This is a genomic window from Prevotella sp. HCN-7019 (assembly GCF_037890215.1).
Classification (GTDB): domain Bacteria; phylum Bacteroidota; class Bacteroidia; order Bacteroidales; family Bacteroidaceae; genus Prevotella.
The window spans coordinates 72,650-92,129 of record NZ_JBBKBO010000011.1; the positions used below are offsets into that span (position 1 = coordinate 72,650).

The 19,480-nt window shown below is 49.8% G+C and carries 14 protein-coding genes; 10 read left to right on the plus strand and 4 right to left on the minus strand.

The features are described 5' to 3' along the window. Window positions 1-36: 36 nt before the first annotated feature. On the minus strand, window positions 37-1,323 hold the full coding sequence (locus WKT13_RS12045; RefSeq protein ID WP_298618281.1) for a Gfo/Idh/MocA family oxidoreductase: 1,287 nt from the start codon (window positions 1,321-1,323) through the stop codon (window positions 37-39). 493 nt (window positions 1,324-1,816) lie between these two features. Here WKT13_RS12045 and WKT13_RS12050 point away from each other — a divergent pair, with 493 nt between their 5' ends. Together WKT13_RS12050 and WKT13_RS12055 are read left to right on the plus strand one after the other, a co-directional pair. Beyond that, window positions 1,817-3,829 (plus strand): hypothetical protein, encoded by a 2,013-nt coding sequence (locus WKT13_RS12050; protein WP_445323604.1) that lies wholly within the window; start codon window positions 1,817-1,819, stop codon window positions 3,827-3,829. A 120-nt stretch (window positions 3,830-3,949) separates the two neighbouring features. Beyond that, window positions 3,950-5,794 (plus strand): family 43 glycosylhydrolase, encoded by a 1,845-nt coding sequence (locus WKT13_RS12055; protein ID WP_340324062.1) that lies wholly within the window; start codon window positions 3,950-3,952, stop codon window positions 5,792-5,794. Between the two features lie 795 nt (window positions 5,795-6,589). On the opposite strand, the gene WKT13_RS12060 is transcribed toward WKT13_RS12055, so the two are convergent. Both WKT13_RS12060 and WKT13_RS12065 read right to left on the minus strand, forming a co-directional pair. Beyond that, window positions 6,590-9,130, minus strand: a complete 2,541-nt coding sequence (locus WKT13_RS12060; protein ID WP_340324063.1) for a GH116 family glycosyl-hydrolase — start codon at window positions 9,128-9,130, stop codon at window positions 6,590-6,592. Between the two features lie 509 nt (window positions 9,131-9,639). Beyond that, window positions 9,640-10,602: a glycoside hydrolase family 43 protein gene (locus WKT13_RS12065; protein ID WP_298618323.1), complete on the minus strand. Its 963-nt coding sequence runs from the start codon at window positions 10,600-10,602 to the stop codon at window positions 9,640-9,642. A 334-nt stretch (window positions 10,603-10,936) separates the two neighbouring features. On the opposite strand from WKT13_RS12065, the gene WKT13_RS12070 reads away from it, so the two are divergent. The 8 genes from WKT13_RS12070 to WKT13_RS12105 all read left to right on the plus strand — a co-directional run bounded on the left by WKT13_RS12070 (window position 10,937) and on the right by WKT13_RS12105 (window position 18,321). Beyond that, window positions 10,937-11,149 carry a Sec-independent protein translocase subunit TatA/TatB gene (locus WKT13_RS12070; RefSeq protein WP_298618322.1) on the plus strand — a complete coding sequence of 71 codons (213 nt, stop codon included), beginning with the start codon at window positions 10,937-10,939 and terminating at the stop codon, window positions 11,147-11,149. A gap of 18 nt (window positions 11,150-11,167) precedes the next feature. Further along, complete coding sequence (tatC, locus tag WKT13_RS12075; RefSeq protein WP_298618273.1) at window positions 11,168-12,001, plus strand: twin-arginine translocase subunit TatC; 834 nt, start codon at window positions 11,168-11,170, stop codon at window positions 11,999-12,001. Window positions 12,002-12,016: 15 nt separating this feature from the next. Further along, window positions 12,017-13,108: a Gfo/Idh/MocA family protein gene (locus WKT13_RS12080; protein ID WP_298618272.1), complete on the plus strand. Its 1,092-nt coding sequence runs from the start codon at window positions 12,017-12,019 to the stop codon at window positions 13,106-13,108. Window positions 13,109-13,181: 73 nt separating this feature from the next. Further along, window positions 13,182-14,654, plus strand: coding sequence for a Gfo/Idh/MocA family oxidoreductase (locus WKT13_RS12085; RefSeq protein ID WP_298618271.1), 1,473 nt, complete (start codon window positions 13,182-13,184; stop codon window positions 14,652-14,654). Between the two features lie 41 nt (window positions 14,655-14,695). Then, window positions 14,696-15,517 (plus strand): 3-keto-disaccharide hydrolase, encoded by an 822-nt coding sequence (locus tag WKT13_RS12090; protein WP_340324064.1) that lies wholly within the window; start codon window positions 14,696-14,698, stop codon window positions 15,515-15,517. Between the two features lie 34 nt (window positions 15,518-15,551). Continuing rightward, window positions 15,552-16,442, plus strand: a complete 891-nt coding sequence (locus WKT13_RS12095) for a 3-keto-disaccharide hydrolase (protein WP_340324065.1) — start codon at window positions 15,552-15,554, stop codon at window positions 16,440-16,442. A 110-nt stretch (window positions 16,443-16,552) separates the two neighbouring features. Continuing rightward, window positions 16,553-17,470, plus strand: coding sequence for a sugar phosphate isomerase/epimerase family protein (locus WKT13_RS12100; protein WP_340324070.1), 918 nt, complete (start codon window positions 16,553-16,555; stop codon window positions 17,468-17,470). 86 nt (window positions 17,471-17,556) lie between these two features. Beyond that, complete coding sequence (locus tag WKT13_RS12105) at window positions 17,557-18,321, plus strand: 3-keto-disaccharide hydrolase (protein WP_445323605.1); 765 nt, start codon at window positions 17,557-17,559, stop codon at window positions 18,319-18,321. A 111-nt stretch (window positions 18,322-18,432) separates the two neighbouring features. Here the strand turns inward: WKT13_RS12105 and WKT13_RS12110 are convergent, their stop codons facing one another. After that, window positions 18,433-19,221 (minus strand): 4Fe-4S binding protein, encoded by a 789-nt coding sequence (locus WKT13_RS12110; protein ID WP_340324066.1) that lies wholly within the window; start codon window positions 19,219-19,221, stop codon window positions 18,433-18,435. Window positions 19,222-19,480: the final 259 nt, after the last annotated feature.

Consider the following 19,480-nt stretch of genomic DNA (forward strand, 5'->3'; position numbering starts at 1 on the left):
GTTTTGTGTTAGAAAGCATTTTATCAGCGCGCGGCATTACAGATGCCATTGTCCGCGCATAGGCTGGTCGACGAGTGCGTTGGCAGCGTCGTCGTTGACAAACAGCTGTGTTTTCGGATCGAAGTTGAGCACAGGACGGTTGAGTCTCAGTGCCACTGCACCCATGTTTACGAGTGTACAGCTGCGGTGTCCGTTCTCTTCGTTGAGTGCGAACTTCTTTCTCGTGCGCAGACAGTCGATGAAGTCGGTGTTCTGCGGCACCGGGTCAGGATATTCGGCGAGTTTGTTCATGATGTCTGGTATGGTACATTCGAATCCTTTATAGACCTTTCCTTTCGGTCCTTCGATGTAAGCCGTCTTCTCACTGCTTTCAAATCCTTCGCCTTCAAGCACTATCTGGCAGCCGTCATCGTATGTGTATGTTATCTTACGCCATATTCCCACAGCGTCAGGATGCTGCTGTGCAGCATCTACTTCCACTTTCACAGGCGACGTGTTGTCCTTTCCCAGAATATACTGCACCGGGTCCAGATAATGTTGTCCCATGTCGGTGAGACCGCCGCCATCGTAGTCCCAGTAGCCGCGGAACGTCTGATGGGTGCGGTGGACATTGTATGGCTTGAACGGAGCCGGACCGAGCCAGAAGTCGTAGTCGAGCTCTTTTGGCACCGGTTGTGTCTCAAGATTCTCCTTACCAACCCAGAAGAATTTCCAGGCGAAGCCGGTAGCGCCCGACACCACTACCTTCAGAGGCCATCCCAGCAGGCCACTGTCAACCAGTTTCTTCAATGGCAGGACAGGTGTTCCGAGGCCGTAGAATGTATCGGTGAATCTGAACCATGTGTTCAGACGGAATATTCTGTTATATCGTTTCACAGCTTCCATGACGCGTTTTCCTTCGCCTATGGTGCGTGTCATAGGCTTTTCGCACCAGATATCCTTGCCGGCCTTTGCCGCCTCGATGGCCATCAGCGCGTGCCAGTGGGGCGGAGTGGCGATGTGCACGACATCTACATTGGGATCGGAAATCAGTTCTCTGAAGTCGTGATAGGCCTTAACGTCCTCTCCGAACTTCTTTTTTGCCATGTCAACGGCCTCCGAAAGGTGTTTGCTGTCCACGTCGCAGAGCGCCACAAGACGGCAGTGCTCATCGCTTGTGAAGTGATAGGAAGAACGTCCTATGCCGCCCGTTCCGATGATACCTTTTGTCAGCTGGTCGCTCGGAGCTATGTGTCCGTTACCTCCAAGCACGTTGCGCGGAACGATGGAGAACAGTCCTATTGTACCCATCGTTTTGAGAAAAGTGCGTCTGTTTGTTTTCATTTTGATTGATTGTTAAGATGACGGAACATCCGTTCCGCCGGTTGCAGCGATTTAGTTAGTTGTACAAATTTAGTAATAAAAATTGTAACGCCGTGCGCCATGCCGCTGTTTTTTTGTACGCAGTGGCATAATGACATTTTTATGACCTTCCGGCTGTTGTCCGTCCGTGTGCATACGGGGCTGCTGTGCTGGAGCGATGGCTCTGGCGGCATTCTCCGGATGCATGTCCGGAAAGCTTCCGTCGGTCTGTAAAATTGTCCACGCATTACGGTGTTTTTGTCTATAACAACAAACAAACATGCAAAAGTGACGATAATATTGTCTATTTTTGAAATTTTGACATGATACGGGCTCTTTTTTCACAAATTAATATTTATTTTTGTAAAGCATTATTACAATATGCAAACATTTTGCATACGGTGTGCCGTGGAAGCTGCGGCGGTGACGAAGATTACTGACATAGACAATAAATAAAAACACAAACAGGAAAACAATGAGGATTTTTTCAAAGACTTTAATGTGCGCCGTCGTGCTGGCGGCGGTGCAGACCGCCTATGCTGCGGATATTGTGACACACATCAGTATCAAGCAGCCGGGCAATCAGGCTGTGACCTATGAACTCAAGGAACAGGGTAACAAACTTGTGGCCGACGCCGCTCTTCCGCTCACGATAAGCAAGAGTGTGAGCAATGTTGACGGCGATGAGGTGGTGACACTCACCTTCACCGCATCGGGCACTACATACTTCAACTTCGGTGCCGAGCTCAATACGGGCTACACCACCGATGCTTGCGAGTTCTATCTGCCGGGTTTCTGGTATCACCGCAATCTGCGTTCGCCTAAAGAGGCACCGTCGTTCCACACATCGAAGAGTTGGAATTTCCGTGAGGACCGTCTGTCGTCGCCGCTCACTGGAGCCTATAACGCCACAGCAGGCGAGGGCACAACAGTGCTTCGTATGGATGCCGAGGGCGTTGACGCGCTTGCCACTGCTGGCGAGGGCGAGATAATTCTGTCGGGCAACACATCTGTGGGCTATCTCGGATTCGACAACGAGAGCGGAACCGCAAAGCTCACATTCGGTTATCCTTACATCGAAACTCCGCGCCGTTACATCCGCAAGCTCACCCTCGCTCCGGCCGTTGAGGCTTTCGTGAAGATGGACAAGGGCGAGACAAAGAGCGTGAGCTGGCGCATACGCAAGGTGAAGTCGGCCGACTACGGCGACTTTGTCGGCAAGACATGGGAGTATTGCTTCGACCGTCTGAATCCGCAGCCCGTCACACCGCTTTACTCTCCGGACAAGATGAAAGCCACTCTGGCCAACTACTTCCGCAAGTCGTATGTGGACAAGTACGACCTGAAGTTCAACTCCGGCCACGGTCTGCGCTGTTCCGACTGCGAACCCGCCACACTGATGCAGGTGGGATTCTGCGGCCGTGTACTGCTCAATGCGTTCAACGCCATTGAATACGGCGAGGCCACAGGACAGCAGGATCTCGTGAAGATAGGCAATGACATATTCGACAGCTTCCTTGCCCACGGCTTCACTGCAAAGGGATATTTCTACGACGACCTGAACATGAACAACCCCATGCCGGCCGACATGGACGTGGTACATTCCATACGCCAGCAGTCTGAGGGTGCTTACGCAGTGATGCACTATCTGAAATACGAGAAGAGGCAGGGCCGCACCCACAAGGAGTGGGAGAAGAAAATACGCACTCTGCTCGACAACTTCCTCACTCTGCTCAATGAGGACGGCAGCTTTGCACGCAAGTTCCGCGACGACGGTTCTGTGATCGACGGCAGCGGTGGAAGCACACCTTCGGCCACATCCACACTCGTTATGGGATACAAATATTTCGGCGACAAGAAATATCTGAAGGCAGCCGAGCGCACGGTTGACTATCTTGAGACAAACATCATATCGAAGAGCGACTACTTCTCATCAACACTCGACGCCAACTGCGAGGACAAGGAGGCAGCCATCAGTGCCGTCACCGCCACATACTACATGGCAATGATGACCAAAGGCAAGGAGCGTAGCCACTACATCGACCTCTGCAAGAAAGCGTCATACTTCGCTCTTTCATGGTATTATCTGTGGGACGTGCCGTTCGCACAGGGCCAGATGCTCGGCGATCTCGGATTCAAGAGCCGCGGATGGGGCAACGTGTCTGTGGAGAACAACCACGTGGACGTGTTCGTTTTCGAACTCCCGCACATTGTGAAATGGCTGGGCGAGGAACTCAATGAGCCGCGTTTCGGCAAGATATACGACGTCATCTACACATCGCTCAACCAGCTTCTGCCTGTCAACGAGCGCCTGTGCGGCATCGGTGTTGAAGGATTCTATCCGGAAGTAGTGCAGCACACCACATGGGATTACGGCCGCAACGGCAAGGGCTTCTACAACGACATATTCGCTCCGGGATGGACCGTGGCTTCGCTCTGGGAACTCTATTCGCCCGAGCGTACGGTTAATTTCCTGACAAAGAAATAACACACAACAAACCATAAACCGAACCATGACCGGCCACGCGCAATGTCCCGGCTGCGGCAGAAAGTCTGCGGCACAGAGCGACACCGCCTGCGGCCGGTCATGACTCATACAGACCAGATAATGAAAAAACTCAGAATCTTAGCAGCTTCTCTCGTGTTGTCCGTCTCTGCCTGTGCACTGGCCGGCGACACCTACACCAATCCTGTCATAAACACGAGTCTGCCCGACCCGACGGTGATACGCGCCGACGACGGCTATTTCTATCTTTACGCCACGGAGGATATACGCAATCTGCCGATATACCGTTCGCGCGATCTTATCGACTGGCAGTTTGTGGGCACGGCGTTTACCAAGGAAACCCGTCCGCAGTGGAATAAGAAAGGCGGCATATGGGCGCCTGACATCAACAGAATAGGCGACAAATACGTGCTCTACTACTCTAAGTCGGAGTGGGGCGGCGAATGGACGTGCGGTATAGGCGTGGCCACCGCCGACCGTCCGGAGGGCCCGTTCACCGACCACGGTCCGCTCTTCATAAGCAAGGAGATTGGTGTGCAGAACAGCATCGACCAGTTCTACATCGAGGACAACGGCCACAAATATCTGTTCTGGGGCTCGTTCCGCGGCATATACGGCATAGAACTGTCTGACGACGGACTGTCTGTGAAACCCGGAGCGGAGAAAAAACAGATATCGGGAACATTCATGGAGGGCACCTACATACACAAGCGCGGCAAGTACTACTATCTGTTCGGTTCGGCAGGATCGTGCTGCGAGGGCGCCAAGAGCACCTATCGTGTGACATACGGACGCTCCGAAAACCTCTTCGGACCGTATGTTGACAAGAAGGGACAGCGCCTGCTCGACAACCACTACGAGGTGATGGTACACGGCGACGACACGTTTGTCGGCACAGGTCATAATGCTGAGTTCATAACCGACGACTACGGTCAGGACTGGATGCTCTATCATGGCTACAAGAAAGCCGAGGCTGACGACGGCCGCGTGGTGTTCCTCAGTCGCGTCGATTGGAAGGACGGCTGGCCCGAGGTGGCTGGTGATGCGCCTGCCAAGGAGTGTGAGAAGCCATACTTCGGACAGATACATCTGGCCGACCCGACCATATTCAGCGACAACGGAACATACTATCTGTACGGCACCTCGCCCGTTTCCGACAACGGATTCTGGGTATATACTTCCAAGGACCTGCAGCATTGGAGCGGTCCGGCAGGCGCAGTTGACGGCTATGCACTGTGGGGCAACACCTACGGCACAAAGGGATTCTGGGCTCCTCAGGTGTTCAAGCACAACGGACGTTACGCCATGGCCTACACTGCCAACGAACAGATAGCCATCGCCTGGGCCGACAGTCCACTCGGACCGTTCGTTCAGGACGAGCCGGCCATGATACCGGCGAAGACCAAGGAGATTGATCCGTTCGTGTTCCGCGACGACGATGGCAAGATATACATGTATCATGTGCGCCTTATCGACGGCAACCGTATCTACGTGGCCGAAATGAACGACGACATGCGTTCGCTCAAGGAGGAGACCGCCCGCGAGTGTATCTCGGTGAACGAGGACGGATGGGAGAACACTGCCAAGAGCAAGTGGGGCGTGAGCGAAGGTCCTACGGTGGTGAAACTCGACGGCACATACTACATGTTCTACTCATGCAACGACTTCCGCAACATCGACTACGCCATGGGTTACGCCACGGCAAAGTCGCCACTCGGACCGTGGAAGAAGCACAAGAAGCCCATCGTGTCGCGTCAGCTCACAGGAGAGAACGGCACGGGCCACGGCGATCTGTTCCGCGATGCCGACGGACGTTGGATGTACGTGCTGCATACTCACAACAGCAACTCGCAGGTGAGCCCGCGCCGCACGGCCATAGTGGAACTCACGAAGAAGGGTAAGAAGTTCGAGATGGTGCCGGGCTCGCTGAGATACATAGAGCGTTGATGCCTGTCAGGTGATTCCGGCAGAAGAGTGGATGAATGCCCGTCGGTATATCTTCCAGTCAGACCTGAGCCGGTATAAGGGCCCGCCATCAGAATATAGACAACTTGAGGGCGTCGTAGCGTACGGATATTCACATCCTGCTACGACGCCCTTCTTGTGTGCCTGCGCTTTCGTCTGCGTTCCGGAAACTGTGTGTAAAGACATACGGAACAGGCATTTGCTGCACTTACCGTGCCGAAGACGAAAAAGGGCATATCGGGAATTTTCTGCATAAATATGCAAAACGAAAAGTAAAAAATCTTGACAAAATTTTTTTTCAAAATAGAAAACGAAGTTTAGCGAAAACGCCTTTATCGAACTAAAGATTTTTTTCGGAGGCCTCAGAAAAATGCCCTCGCAAAACACTTCGCCGCTGACTGTTTTCCGGAATGGGCTTTTTGAGCCTGCAAAACAGACTTTATTGATGCCCGAAATGAAGCATATCAGGGCATGAAATGGTGCATATCAGGTGGTGATATGGGCTCTATCGCAAGCTGATGGAAGCAATGTGAATTTTCGGAATTGCGTAACCTGCTGACGGATAAACTGTTACGCAAAGTGCTCAAAACTCGCGTATTTGCGGTCGGGTGCACTCTTGTTTGCAAATATTCGATTCTCGTGAAGTTGACGATGAATAAATATACAGTCGTCGTTATGCTTTTGCATATTTATGCATGCCGCGTTATGTCGGCGAGTTTGTGCGGCAGTAGGTGTGGCACAGGGTGAAGGCGGCGGTGCTGGCACCGCCTGCCGACGTTACAACTTATGGCTCCACGTCCGTCTGCCGTCGCCCAGTTTCAGCTTGCCGGTGTTGATGACACGCTGTCCTACGGTGAGTTTTCTCAGATTCAGACATCCTTTCAGTACCTCAATGCTGACATTGCTGTCGCTCACTTCGCACACTCCCCATGCGTATCCGTTGCTCCAGAAGTATCTGCCCGGGCGGTCGGTTATCTGCATGCATCCGCTTACGGCGGAATAATGGAAACCGCTTGAGGCTAGCACCGCAGCCCAGCTGGCCATGGAGCGTGCGTAGTGGTGGCCGCACTCTGCCTCGCTGAACGGATTGCGGCGTGCTCCGTCGTGGCGGTCGCGTATGGCTTTGATGCAGGTGAGTGCCTCGTCTTCCATGCCTTCGTACATCATTTCGACGGCGGCACAATACTCAAATCCGGTCATCACCTCGGCGAAATAGGGGAACGGCACCTTCAGTCTGCCCTTGGGCCATGAGGCCATGAGTAGTCCGGATTCGTGCCCCATGACGTAGGAACGCATGTTGTTGAAGTGGCGGCTGAAGTCGTCCACGTAGTTGTATTTCATGACGTTCTCCATCGTTGTGCGTATGTTTGTCGGGTCAGCCAGATAGCCCAGCCCGCAGATGTGGGCCATATATTGCCCTACAAGCTGGTCGACCAGACAGCCTTTTCCCAGCTGATAGGGCGGAATGCGCGACTCGTCGTCCATATTGATGAACTCAAACGTGGCGGGATCGGTTATCTTATGTTCATAATATTCGCCGTTGAAAAGATTGGCGTCCATCCATTCGGAACCCTGTGCGAACAGTTGCCGGCACTTCTTCTCAAACGTGCGGTCCTTCATGGCTGCTGCCATCTCTTCGGCGGCACGCAGCGCTCCCAGATACCAGAAGCCCATCTGCGGATTCGGTCCGAAGTAGTTTACGTCCATCGTATTGTGCTGCGAACCTTCCATCACGCCGTCCTGATTGCCGTCCCATCCGCCTTTCACCCATGCGTAGGACATAACTTTCTTTATCTGTTCCCAGTTGTCGGCGAGGAACTGATTGTCGCCGGACAGCTGCCAGTCGCGGTAGAACTTCATGATACATCCCATCTGGCCGTCAGCTGCAGCCGCATTACCTTTGGCAGCCTCGGAAAGTGGCAGGGCGGCGCGGAAGTTCATGAGTCCGTCATCGCGTGTGGCGTAGTTGAATTCTACGTCGCGCATGGTGCGCGCCAGGTCGCCGAAAAGAAATGATGTGGCCATCTCGTAGTTCCATACATGAGTACACGAACCCATGCACGAGCCGTAGCGGTCCATCACACCTTCCCATCCCATGAGATGACCGCTTGGCAGGCGGAATACGGTCTGCGAGCGGAGTGTGGCCAGATTGAACAGGGCTGCCTCTTTGATGACGTCGGGTAGGCTGCTGCTCAGGAAACTGTTGACAAACAGCAGGGTGCTCTTCTCCAGCTCAGGAATGCGCGGCACTATGGAGCAGGCGGCCTGCCAGGCGTCCGGATATTGCGTGCAGTAGTAATTGCCCACAACAGATTCCGACCATGCCTTGCGGTTGGGGAAACTCCATGTTAGGAAGAACGAATAGGTGGCGGTCTGTCCCGGTGCTATGGTCTTCATGACGGCCAGCGACGCCATCGGGTCATCGTCGGCCTGTACGTCGCATTCCGTAAGCATGCCGTCGGCACTGAAGTCGTCCCAGAAGTTCAGTATGGCGTTGTTCCAGTCGTCGGGCACGGACGACGTCCTGTAGGAAACCTTTCCTGACGACTGTGTGGTGAGAGCCATCGTTCCGTAGGCAGAATCGTCTTGTTGCACTCCCTCCGAGTGGAAATATATGCCTTTCAGTCCGTCGGCATCCTTGTATGTGTTCTTGTTTTTCTTGGCGCCAAGCGGCACATAATCGCCTTTCCAGTTGAAGGTGTACTTGCTTCCGTCCTTGCCTATGAAGTTGCGGATGGATCCGCACACTGCTACTTCGAGCGGAGCATCAGTTAGGTTGGTGACCTCATAGCTCAAAACGGCAACCGGCAGACCGCTGTTGTCTGCATCGCCGGGAATGAGCGGATTGAATCCTTTGACGGTGACTCTTACCGGAAGGGCCTTGTCCGCCAGACGTACCTGTCCGAACGGATAGGCTGCGTCGAACGAGGCTTCGGAGAAACGAGGGAATCCGTGATGGTTTACGGGTCGTCCTTCGTAGTGGAGATATTCGTGGTCGTAGAGCGGACCGCTGAGGAGTGTGGTCTGCGCCTGCTTTCCCGCTTCCTTAGTATATATGGCGAAGAAGGGCGCGTTGTTGCCCGGAGTCACGGTGCTGTATTGTTTTGCAGGAACATTCATTATCTCCCAGTCGCGCAGTTCGCCGCGTCCGCCCAGCGATACTGTTCCTGTGCCGATGCCTCCCAGGGGAAGGGCGATGTGATAGAGATGGTTCTGGTCGTAGTGTTTCAGTACCGGCCATTCGGCAGGACTCCATTCTTCGGCCTGTACGGACAGTGCCAGTAACAGACAGATGGCATGAACAAAAAGTCTTTTCATATATTTATCTCCTTGGTCTTAACGTGAAAATGATGTTAGAAATAATATATCTTTATGGTTATCAGGATTATAACGGTAAACGCGTATTGTCTTCAGTGGCGGGGGAAAGAGATGTGACTGTGGCGCCACTGTACGCTGAATCCAAAGTTACGGAGATTTATTGTATTGTGGATGTTATTTGTCTGAAATTTTTGTTACGTATGAAAATTATATGTATGACGGTGTGGTGGCCGGACAGTATGGGGTGTACAGAACAAAGATGGGGCTGAGCATGTTGTTGTATGTGTGGTGTTATGAGGTTGAGGATTCTGGAGACATCTGACGCGGAGCGGATAAGCGGCAGGGCGGAAGAGTGTGGCTTGCTGAAGATAAAAATAAAAGAACCGTGCCATACTCATTGCGAGAGTTGCGGCAGGGTTCTTTTTATTGTTGTCGGAGTCTGTCTGTTTTTATGTCAGGTGGGCTCCTGTGGTTTTTCCCGTATGTATTGTCTTTTACGCCTTATGTTCTTATTTCTTCGGTGCTTTCACGGCTTTCACACCCTCGAAAGTCATCTTCACCGGTTTGATGTAGCCGTCCTTGTCGAAGTACATGCGGTCGATACATGTCACACGGCTGTCGCGTCCTTTCTCGGTGAGCGGGCGGCGGTGATATACAATGTAGTATTCGTCCTTGCCCGGAACCTGTATTACGGAGTGATGTCCTGCGCCTGTTGCCACTTCAGGATCCTGCTGCAGAATCTTGCCTACGCGCTTGAACGGACCGAAAGGTGAGTCGGCGATGGCGTAAGCCACACTGTAGTCGGGACCGCCCCATCCGCCTTCAGACCACATGAAGTAGTATTTGCCTTTGCGTTTGAGCATGAACGGACCTTCAACGTAGTTTTCCGGGGTCACCTCTTTATATGTTGTTCCGTCCTCGAACGGCACTACGCTGAGCAGGTCGGACGACAAGCGCACCATGTTGCAGTGGCCCCATCCGCCGTAATACATATAATATTGTCCGTCGTCATCGCGGAATACGAACTGGTCGATAGGCTGTGCACCGTTTATTATCTGGCCGATGAGCGGTTTGCCCAGTGCGTCCTTGTACGGTCCTTCTGGTTTGTCGGATGTTGCGACACCGATGCCTCCGAGTTCGTTGTTGTTCTGGATGTCGTTGGCTCCGAAGAAAAGATAGTATTTGTCGTTGGCATGTATGATGGCCGGCGCCCACATTGCGCGGCGTGCCCAGCTTACGTTCTTCTTCTCGAGTACACGCGGATGCTTGGTCCAGTTCACAAGGTCTTTGGATGAGAATGCGTCCATGAATATCTGATCATCGTATGCAGCGGAATAGGTAGGGAAAATCCAGTATTCTCCATTGAGCACGGCGCCTTCGGGATCGGCATACCATCCTTGGAAAATAGGGTTGCCGCTGGTTTTAGTTTTCTTCGTTCCGGCCTGTCCGCTGGCGGCTATTGCGAGGATCATGGCGGAGGTAAGCAATAGTTTTCTCATTGTTTTGATTTGTTGTTTTTGTTATGGTTATGTTTTTCTTGGGGACAAATGTATTAAAAAAAAGTATATTTTACAAATATTGTGTCATGTTTTGCAGCGGTTGGGTTATCATATTTTCACTGCCCGAAAATTAACGTAAAAAAAAGAATTCAGATTTTAACGAGAGTTAAAAAAATAACAGAAGAAGGATTTAATTGTGAATTTATTTGATAGCTCAATTTAAAAGTTTTAACTTTGAACATGCTTTTAAGAAAGCGTGAAAAACATAACTGATTAACTAACTAAAAGTGTAAATGCTACTATGATTATTTCTCAACTGTTATTTTTAGGTTCGATAGGCATGCCTGAGGTGCTGATTATAGCATTGATAGTATTGCTTCTCTTTGGCGGAAAGAAGATACCTGAACTCATGAAAGGTCTGGGTAAAGGCGTCAAAAGCTTTAAGGACGGAGTGAACGGAATTGAAAAAGATTTGAATGCAGACATCAACGCGTCTGCCGAAGATAAAAAGAAAGACTAAAAAACAGCGTATCCCATAATGGCATTAAGAGCGGACATGACTTTCTGGGACCATCTTGAGGCTTTGCGCTGGACGTTGGTGAGGTCGTTTACGGCAATAGGAATATTCTTTGTCGCAGGTTTTGCATTTATTCCTTACATATTCGATCACGTAGTGATGGCGCCGAGCCGGGATGATTTCTTCCTTTACAGATTTCTTGCAAGGTTGGGCAAGGTGTTGCCACTTGTTCCCGGAGAGGTTATCAAACCATTTCATGTTGACATTATTAATATAAAATTGTCTTCGCAGTTTTTTCTGCACATTTCGCTCTCTTTGTGGCTTGCATTGCTCGTTGCATTTCCTTATCTGGTTTACGAAGTATGGAAATTTGTATGTCCTGCGTTGTATGACAACGAGCGTAAAGGCATCAAGTTTACGTTTCTTTTCGGTACGATAATGTTCTATCTGGGATGTGTCATAGGATATACGGTGGTATTCCCGCTTACGCTCAGATTCCTTTACACATACGAGATAAGTTCGTTCATAACCAACCAGTTGTCGTTAGACTCGTACATGAACAATTTCCTGATGCTTATTTTCATGATGGGTATTGTGTTCGAGTTGCCGTTGCTTGCCATGTTGATGTCAAAACTGGGATTCCTGAACAGAAGTTTCTTTTCTGAGTACAGACGACATGCGATTGTCGCTATTATGTTTGTCGCAGCTGTGATAACACCGTCGTCTGACCCGTTCACACTTATGGCTGTGTTCATCCCTGTATACGTATTGTGGGAACTCAGCGCCTTCCTTGTGAAACCGGCTCCGGCTGAGGATGACATTGAGGAAGAATGTACCGAACTGAAAAATGAATAGCTAAACTAAATCATAATGGAAAACTCTAAAATAAACGTTGGATTAATCGGATTTGGCAGGATGGGCAGCAAATACCTGCGTAAATTCAATGCAACAGGAAAATATCACTTTTCTTACATCTGTGATGTTGATCCGGAGGCACAGGCTATGGCACGTAAGCTATCGCCGGAATCAAAGGTGGTGGATAATGAGGATGTGATATTCAATGACGACAACGTACAGTGTGTGATATTGTCGACATTGGCAAACATGCGCAAGGAACAGATTGAGAAAGCCGTAAAGCATGGCAAGCATGTGATATCGGAAAAGCCTATCGCGGATACTCCGGAAAGAGAGTGGGCGGCAGTGAACTGTGTGGAAGGTTCGAATGTGTTGTCGACTGTCAACCTCTATCTGCGCAATTCGTGGTATCACAACAAAATGAAACAATATATCGACGAGGGAGAACTCGGCGAACTCGCTATAATACGTGTGTGCCATATGACACCGGGACTTGCGCCCGGCGAGGGACACGAATATGAAGGCCCTGCATTCCATGACTGCGGAATGCATTATGTGGACATAACAAGATGGTATGCCGGAGCGGAATACAAGACTTGGAATGCACAGGGCGTAAGAATGTGGAACTACAAGGATCCGTGGTGGGTGCAGTGTCATGGCACATTCACCAACGGTGTTGTTTTCGACATTACACAGGGATTTGTTTACGGACAATTGTCAAAGGATCAGACACACAATTCTTATGTCGATCTGATAGGAACAAAGGGTATCGTACGCATGCATCACGATTTCAAGACAGCGGTTGTAGAACTCCGTGGTGTGACAAAGACCGAGATAACCGAACTTCCTTATGGTGCAAAGAACATAGATGTTATGGGAGAACTCTTTGCTGAGAGTCTGGAGAAAGGACGTCTGAATCCTCAGCTTCCTACATTCCGCGATTCTGCAATAGCTTCAGAGTATGCATGGAAATTCTTTGAAGACACCAAGAATCATGAACTTCCGGCTATCGGAAATCTGGAAACACTGGACGAGATACTCCAGCGCCGCAGAACCATCAAGAATGGATACGGACTGCTCGGACAGAACAAATGGGCGGACGATTGAAAAGACCGCCCTTAAGAAAAAGATTTTTATTTAATGCCAACCTAATATATAAACTCTTAAAAACAAAACAATCATGTCGAACATTTCAAGACGAGATTTTCTTAAAACAGGAGCTGCTGCAATCGCAGGATTCACTATTGCTCCGAGTTCTATCTTAGGCAAGAGTCACGGACACAAAGCTCCGTCTGACAAGCTTAATATTGCCGTAGTTGGTATCGGTGGTATGGGACATGCCAATATCAATGCAGTGAAAGACACAGAAAACATTGTTGCACTCTGTGACGTAAACTGGGATTACGCAAAAGGTGTTTTTGACGAATTCCCTAATGCAAAGAGATATTGGGATTATCGCAAGATGTATGAGGAGATGAACAAGACTATCGACGCTGTAATCATTGCAACGGCCGACCACACTCATGCTATCATTACTGCGGATGCTATGACACTTGGCAAGCACGTTTATTGCCAGAAACCTCTGACACACTCTGTGTATGAATCACGCTTGCTTACCAAGCTTGCTGCTTCAACAGGTGTGGCAACATCAATGGGTAACCAGGGATCTTCTTGGGACGGCACACAGCTTGTATGCGACTGGATCTGGAATGGCGAGATTGGTGAAGTTACAAAAGTAGAATGTGCAACAGACCGTCCTATCTGGCCGCAGGGACTCAATGCTCCTGAAAAAGAAGATCCGATTCCTGATACACTCAACTGGGATCTTTTCACAGGACCTGCAAAACTGAATCCGTATAACGCTATCTATCAGCCGTGGAACTGGCGCGGATGGTGGGATTATGGTACAGGTGCTCTTGGTGATATGGCTTGCCACATCCTGCATCAGCCGTTCAAGGCTCTGAAACTTGGATATCCTACAAAGGTTGAGGGTTCTTCTACATTGCTGCTCAACGCTTGCGCACCGCAGGCACAGCACGTTAAGATGGTGTTCCCGGCTCGCGAGAATATGCCTAAGCTTGCATTGCCGGAAGTTGAGGTTCACTGGTATGATGGTGGTATGATGCCTGACCGTCCAGCTGGATTCCCACAAGGTAAAGAACTCATGCAGTCTGGTGGTGGTCTTACAATATTCCATGGAACAAAAGATACACTTATCTGTGGTTGCTACGGACAGGAACCGTGGTTGCTCTCTGGCCGCAAGCCGAACGCTCCTCAGGTTGCACGCCGCGTGAAAGTTTCTCACGAAATGGACTGGGTACGTGCCTGCAAGGAAAGCAAAGAAAACCGCGTAAAGACAAACTCAGACTTCTCAGAGGCAGGTCCGTTCAACGAAATGGTTGTTATGGGCGTTCTCGCAGTTCGTCTGCAGGGTCTTCATAAAACTCTTGAATGGGATGGTGAAAACATGCGATTCACAAACATCGGTGCAAACGAAACAATACGCACCGTCATAAAGGACGGTTTCACAATCCACAACGGACACCCGTCATTCAACAAGACATGGACCGATCCTGTGAATGCTCAGCAGTTCGCAAACGAACTTATCAAGCATACTTATCGTGATGGTTGGAAACTTCCTGATATGCCTTAATTTGTTAACAGTACACAATAGAAAGGATATTATCTGATAATATGAAGAAAATATTTTATTCATTGGCAGGTATCGCTTTTGCAGGCACTCTTATGTCGTGCAGTGGAGGAATGAAAGTCACAAAGCTGGCTGTATCTCCTTCACTGGGCGCAGCTGAGAATGTGCTTGTTGATATGCCTGTTGATAAAGGCTATTATGTGATATTCGACGGCAAGTCTCTCAATGGATGGCGTGGTTATGGCAAGAGTTATATGCCGGACTGCTGGAAGATTGAGGACGGATGTCTCAAATTCTCAAGAAGCAACGGAAAAGAAGGTGGCGATGTAATCTTCGCACACAAGTTCAGAAACTTCGAACTTGAGATGGAATGGAAGATATGTAAAGGCGGTAACTCCGGTATCTTCTATCTTGCACAGGAATTCTATACAATAGGTAATGACGGCAAGATGAACATCGAACCTATCTACATTTCTGCTCCTGAATATCAGGTGCTGGACAACGAGAACCATCCTGACGCAAAACTCGGAAAGGACAACAACCGCAAGTCTGCGTCGCTTTACGACATGATTCCTGCAAAACCGCAGAATGCAAATCCTTACGGTGAATGGAACAAGACAAAGATTGTCGTTAAGGACGGTGTTGTTTCACACTATCAGAACGATGTGAAGGTTCTTGAATACAAACTCTGGACAAAAGAGTGGACCGATCTGTTGCAGCAGAGCAAGTTCAGCGAGAAGGCATGGCCTCAGGCATTCATTCTTCTCAACGACTGTGGTGGAGTGCTTCACAGCGGTTATATAGGACTTCAGGATCACGGTGACGACGTTTGGTACCGCAATATCCGTGTGAAAGTTCTTGAGTAAGCTAAAATCAAAATTTTAAAAGACACAAAGACTTATGAAGAAATTATTAGTAGTGTTTGTCGGCGCGTTGCTTATGGTAACGTCATGCGGCAACAAGACAAATAAGTGCGAGTGCAACTGCACATGCCCGGGTTGTACATGCAACCAGCAGAAACCTGCAGACAAGGCAAAACTTGATTATAAGGTTGCTGACAAGAAGAATGTTGATATTTCTAAATTCCCGGTTGACAAGGACGGCTACATCGTTCTGTTCGACGGTAAGACTCTCAACGGCTGGCGTGGCTACGGTATGGACACACCTCCAAAGAGCTGGACTGTTGAAGACGGCGCTATCAAGCTGAAGGGTTCAGGCACAGGAGAAGCTCAGGTAGAAGGCGGTGGCGACCTTATCTTCGCTTCCAAATTCCAGAACTTCGAACTCGAACTCGAATACAAGATTTCTGAAGGCGGTAACTCCGGTATCTTCTATCTTGCACAGGAAGTTACAACAACAGAGAACGGCAAGGACGTATATCTGCCTATCTGGCAGTCTGCTTCTGAGTATCAGGTGCTCGACAATGACAGACATCCGGACGCTAAGCTCGGACAGGACGGTAACCGTCAGTCAGCTTCTCTTTATGACATGATACCAGCCAAACCACAGAACGCTAAACCGGCCGGTGAGTGGAACAAGGCTAAGATCATGGTTTACAAAGGAACCGTTATCCACGGTCAGAACGACAAGAACGTAGTTGAATACCACCTCTGGACTCCGAAATGGACAGAAATGCTTCAGGCAAGCAAGTTCAAGGAGAACGGTGATTTCCCAATCGCATATGAACTGCTCAACAACATGGGTGGCAAGAATCATGAGGGATATATCGGTCTTCAGGATCATGGTGACGATGTATGGTATCGCAACATCCGTATCAAGGTTTTGAAATAATCGCTGATATAACGATAAATGAATAACAAAGAAACTGTTTCGGTCCGGAACGTCGATGATGTGAAGAGACGGAACAGTTTCTTTTATTACATAAAAAACATAGGACAATGATGAATAGAAATATAATTGTTTCAGTATTGCTTTCAGTGTTGTTTTCTCTGACAGCAGGTACACAGGCTTTTGCCAAAGGTAAAAAGGACGTGTGCATACAGCTTTTTTCTGTTAGAAGCATTCTTGACGGCGTGAACAAAGACGGACAGGCCGACCAGAAATATACCGACATTCTCAACAAACTGGGCAAAATGGGATACACAAGCGTTGAGGCTGCCAACTACGACCAGGGCCGAGGAACATTCTACGGCCGTACTCCGTCGCAGTTCAAGCAGGATGTTGAGAAAGCCGGCATGAAGGTTCTGTCCTCTCATATAGGTCATGGCCTTAGTGGCGAAGAACTTGCTTCCGGCGACTTCTCAGAGGCATTGAAGTGGTGGAGCAAATGTATTGCCGACCACAAGGCTGCCGGAATGAAGTACATCGTATGCCCGTGGATGGAAGTACCCAAGACACTGAAAGACCTTGACACATACTGCCGCTACTACAACGAAGTGGGCAAGATGTGCAAAGAGGCAGGTATGCAGTTCGGATATCACAACCATTCGCACGAGTTCCAGAAGGTTGAGGACAAGGTGATGTACGACTACATGCTCGAGAATACCAATCCTGAATACGTGTTCTTCCAGATGGACCTCTACTGGGTGGTTCGCGGCCAGTGCAGTCCGGTAAGCTATTTCAAGCGCTATCCGGGACGTTTCAAGATCTATCATGTGAAGGACGACAAGGAAATCGGTCAGAGCGGCATGGTTGGATACGACGCAATATTCCGCAATGCCGATGTTGCCGGAGTGCAGGCCATCGTTGCCGAAATAGAACAGTACACAATGCCTGTTGAGGAAAGCGTTGAGGCAAGTCTCCGCTATCTGCAGGAAGCTCCGTTCGTAAAGGCTTCTTACTCCTACAACTGCAAGTGATAGAACATACAAGCGTGCGCCCGTTATGTTATGACGGGCGCCGTTTTTTATATGTATATATATAAATTACCAAATAAATTATTATTATGAATAACACAAGAAATCTTTTCGCGGCAACTCTGATGCTCGCCGCAGCAGGCAGTGCGTATGCCCAGGAAGGCATGCGCCCGGAGATGTCTGAGTTTTACACACCGGTGACAACTGTTGTCGCACCGGGTTCAGATCTGCAGGGTGGTGGCTTCACTGCTCCGTCCGATGCCATCGTTCTGTTCGATGGCAGCGATCTTTCCGCATGGGAGAACACACAGGGCGGTCCGGCAGAATGGAAGGTTGCTGACGGCGTGATGACTGTTGACAAGAGCAAAGGCGACATCCGCACAAAGGAGAAGTTTGAGAACTTCCAGCTCCATATTGAGTGGCGCGTTCCGGAGAATATTCACGGTGAAGGACAGGCACGCGGCAACAGCGGTGTCTATCTGCAGGGAATGTACGAGCTCCAGGTGCTCGACAGCTACAACAACAGCACATACGTGAACGGTCAGGCCGGCAGTATCTACAAGCAGACAGCTCCGCTGGTGAACGCAATGCGCAAGCCGGGTGAATGGAATGTTTATGACATCATCTACACAGCTCCTGTGTTCAAGGAAGACGGTACATACCGTTCATTCCCACGTGTTACCGTTATTCAGAACGGTGTGCTGGTTCAGAACAACACCACCATCATCGGTACTACCGAGTACATCGGCTTCCCGCAGGTGCGTGCCCATGGCGCAGGCCCGATTCTTCTCCAGAGTCACGGCGACCCGAGCGAACCTATCAGCTTCCGCAACATCTGGATCCGCAAGCTGTAATGGTGCGTATCTGATACAGAAAACAAAGCAGCCGTGCTGCACGCCGCGCTGTTCCGTTCTGCGGAAAGCGGCATGCCTTGCACGGCTGCAATGACTAAGAGTCCGGATGATTCACCCGATGAACCATTCGGGCTCTTTTCTTGCCCTGTTGCCTCCTACTATCTTTTTCTCCGCTACGGCGTATAGCAGTCCGCTGAAGCGTCGCGCATGCTGTGGACACACTGCCACACAGCGCCCGCACGATATACATTTGTCGCCGTCGGTCTTCCATGGCTCGTCTGTGCCGATGGCTTCTGCCGGACACAGTCGTGCGCATGTGCCGCAACTGTTGCATTTCTTCTTGTCGCCGTGAGGATGCAAAGGTATTGCCCCCGGCTTCTTGTACGGCCTGTTGCCTTTTATTATCGGTGCGGGTATGCTGTCGCCATTGTGCCATGCATCAATCTTTTCCTTACATGCCCGACCGAACTCCTCCAGTTTTGCCATGTCGGCTTCGTCCGGCCGTCCGGCCGCAAGTTGCGGGAATATGGAGTGCTGTGCTATGAATGCAGCGGCTGCCACGGTGTGGAATCCGTTGTCTGCAAGCAGGTCGGCGGTTTCGAGTAGCGCGTCGTCATAGTCGCGGTTGCCATACACGCACACGGCTATTGCCGGAGTGCCGTCGCCCTTTATCATGTCCAGGGCCTGCGCTCCCTGTTGCGGTATGCGTCCTGCATACACCGGCATGCCCACGATGAGCAGCTCGCCTTCGCCTGCCATTCTCACCTCCGTATCAGGCAGACGGCTTGTAACGTCGAGTTCTGTCACCTCACATCCGAATGTCTGGGCCAGCGCACGCACCACTTTGCGGGTGGTGTATGTCGCACTGAAATATATTAATATAACTTTTTTTATTCTCATACGTATGTATAATAATGAGAGTTCAAATTTACAAAATAAATTCTGATTATACAATAATGAAAATTGCTTTGATGTTTTTCAATTAATAATCATATGTTTATAATTTTATTATTTAACGTGAGTTCGATGAATTATAAGTACTTGTAAAATTGGTGATTAGCGAAAATTGCTGTATCTTTATAGTTCTGAATTACAAAGGATTACAAACAATAATCGCTATGATCACCGAAAGCAAAGTTATAGAATTATTTTGTATGGC

Excerpts from the sequence above, each read along its gene's own strand:
- WKT13_RS12045 (WP_298618281.1), bottom strand. The coding sequence starts at position 1,323 with ATGAAAACAAACAGACGCACTTTTCTCAAAACGATGGGTACAATAGGA.
- WKT13_RS12050 (WP_445323604.1), top strand. The coding sequence starts at position 1,817 with ATGAGGATTTTTTCAAAGACTTTAATGTGCGCCGTCGTGCTGGCGGCG.
- WKT13_RS12055 (WP_340324062.1), top strand. The coding sequence starts at position 3,950 with ATGAAAAAACTCAGAATCTTAGCAGCTTCTCTCGTGTTGTCCGTCTCT.
- WKT13_RS12060 (WP_340324063.1), bottom strand. The coding sequence starts at position 9,130 with ATGAAAAGACTTTTTGTTCATGCCATCTGTCTGTTACTGGCACTGTCC.
- WKT13_RS12065 (WP_298618323.1), bottom strand. The coding sequence starts at position 10,602 with ATGATCCTCGCAATAGCCGCCAGCGGACAGGCCGGAACGAAGAAAACT.
- tatC (WP_298618273.1), top strand. The coding sequence starts at position 11,168 with ATGGCATTAAGAGCGGACATGACTTTCTGGGACCATCTTGAGGCTTTG.
- WKT13_RS12080 (WP_298618272.1), top strand. The coding sequence starts at position 12,017 with ATGGAAAACTCTAAAATAAACGTTGGATTAATCGGATTTGGCAGGATG.
- WKT13_RS12085 (WP_298618271.1), top strand. The coding sequence starts at position 13,182 with ATGTCGAACATTTCAAGACGAGATTTTCTTAAAACAGGAGCTGCTGCA.
- WKT13_RS12090 (WP_340324064.1), top strand. The coding sequence starts at position 14,696 with ATGAAGAAAATATTTTATTCATTGGCAGGTATCGCTTTTGCAGGCACT.
- WKT13_RS12095 (WP_340324065.1), top strand. The coding sequence starts at position 15,552 with ATGAAGAAATTATTAGTAGTGTTTGTCGGCGCGTTGCTTATGGTAACG.
- WKT13_RS12100 (WP_340324070.1), top strand. The coding sequence starts at position 16,553 with ATGAATAGAAATATAATTGTTTCAGTATTGCTTTCAGTGTTGTTTTCT.
- WKT13_RS12105 (WP_445323605.1), top strand. The coding sequence starts at position 17,557 with ATGAATAACACAAGAAATCTTTTCGCGGCAACTCTGATGCTCGCCGCA.
- WKT13_RS12110 (WP_340324066.1), bottom strand. The coding sequence starts at position 19,221 with ATGAGAATAAAAAAAGTTATATTAATATATTTCAGTGCGACATACACC.